Source organism: Phenylobacterium sp. (genome assembly GCF_037138395.1).
Taxonomy (GTDB): Bacteria; Pseudomonadota; Alphaproteobacteria; order Caulobacterales; family Caulobacteraceae; genus Phenylobacterium.
This window is the reverse complement of record NZ_JBAXIM010000266.1, coordinates 1-1,663: the sequence shown is the minus strand read 5'-3', so window position 1 is coordinate 1,663 and position 1,663 is coordinate 1. Positions and strand designations below refer to the sequence as shown.

The window sequence follows — 1,663 nt, the reverse complement described above, 5'->3', positions numbered from 1 at the left end:
GCGCCCAGGCTGGCCAGGCCGGCGACGGTGTTGGCCGCCGATCCGCCGGAGGTCTCCACGCCGGGCGCCATCCGGGCGTAGAGCTCGCGACCGCGCGCCTCGTCCACAAGGGTCATGGCGCCCCGGGCGAGGCCTTCCGCCGAGATGAAGTCCTCGTCCGCAGGGGCGATGACGTCGACGATGGCATTGCCGATGGCGGCGACGTCGAAGAGCTCGGTCATGGGGCCTCCCGGGCCTAGCGAAGCGGGGGCTAGCTACAGGTAAAGCCGGTCTGGAGCAATCCGGCCCGCCGTGGCAAGACCCGTCCATGACCCGCGTCCTTCCTGGCCTCGCCCTGGCCGCCGCCGTCCTGGCGGCCGGTCTCGCCTCTCCGCTCCCCGCCCACTCGGCGGCCCTGGAATGGCGGCCGATCCCGGACGCCGAGCTCCTGGTGATCGACACCAGCCGGGGCCGGATGACGGTGCAGCTTCGTCCTGACTTCGCGCCCCTCGCCGTCGAGCGCATCCTCCGTCTGGCCCGAGAGGGGGTCTATGACGGCCTCCAGTTCCACCGGGTGATCCCCGGGTTCGTCGCCCAGACCGGCAACCCGAACAATCGCGACGGCGGGGTCTCGGCCCATCCCGACCTGCCCCCGGAGTTCATCTTCCGGACCCCCGGATTCCTGACCCATGGACAGGGCTTTGCCGCCGCGCGTCGTTCGGCAGAGGGTTCGGAGGGCTTCCTGGGGGTCAATCCCGTGGTCCTGGACGGCCGTGGCCGGGGCTGGGGCGCCTATTGCACCGGGACCGCCGGCATGGGCCGCCAGGAAGGGGTCCGCACCGCCAATTCCGAGATCTTCTTCATGCTGGCGCCCGCCCGGCGACTGGACCACGACTATACGGTCTGGGGCCAGGTGGTGGAGGGACTGGATGTCCTTGCGGCGATTGCGCCGGGGGAACCGCCCACCGCCCCGGACAGGATGATCCGGGTTCGCCCGGCCGCAGACCTGCCCGCCATCGAGCGCCCGCAGCTGGAAGCCCTCGATGTCCAGGGGCCCGCCTTCTCGCGCCGCCTGGCCGAGGCCCGTCGCGCCCGCGGCGCAGACCTTGGCCTCTGCGACCTTTCGGTCCCGGTCCGCACCCGGGCCGGCCCCTAGAGCCTGTTCCCTTCAGAGGGAACATCTGGAGGGAGCGGGATCCAAGCCCAGATAGTCAGACCCTGTTTGGATCCGAGAACCGGCTCCCACCTATCGGAACAGGATCTAGGCCTCCCGCCCCCGGGACGGGCAAAGGTCGGCGACGGGGCAGTCGCCGCACTTCGGGCGGCGGGCGACACAGACGTACCGGCCATGCAGGATCAGCCAGTGATGGGCCCGGGTCCTCCAGGGATCGGGGATCACCGACATGAGCTCGTGCTCGACCTTATCGGGGGTCTTGCTCCTGGCGAGGCCCAGGCGGTGGGAGACCCGGAAGACATGGGTGTCGACCGCGATGGCGGGCTCAACGCCCAGCTCATTGAGCACCACGCTGGCAGTTTTCCGGCCTACGCCGGGCAGGGCCTGAAGGGCCTCGCGCTCGAGGGGGACCTCGCCGCCATGCGTGTCCACCAGGATCCGGGCGGCGGCGACCAGGTTCTTCGCCTTGGTGCGGAACAGGCCGATGGAGGCGATGTAGGGGATGATCCC

General features: G+C 70.7%; 2 protein-coding genes and 1 pseudogene. 1 reads left to right on the top strand and 2 read right to left on the bottom strand.

The annotated features are described in order from the left end of the window. Positions 1-221, bottom strand: a pseudogene (locus tag WCJ52_RS13095) (adenosine kinase); the annotation flags it as partial. An 86-nt stretch (positions 222-307) separates the two neighbouring features. Here WCJ52_RS13095 and WCJ52_RS13090 point away from each other — a divergent pair. After that, positions 308-1,135, top strand: a complete 828-nt coding sequence (locus tag WCJ52_RS13090; protein WP_336903743.1) for a peptidylprolyl isomerase — start codon at positions 308-310, stop codon at positions 1,133-1,135. Positions 1,136-1,240: 105 nt separating this feature from the next. Here the strand turns inward: WCJ52_RS13090 and nth are convergent. Then, the coding region (nth, locus tag WCJ52_RS13085) for an endonuclease III (RefSeq protein ID WP_336903742.1) at positions 1,241-1,663 on the bottom strand (423 nt) is incomplete at its 5' end.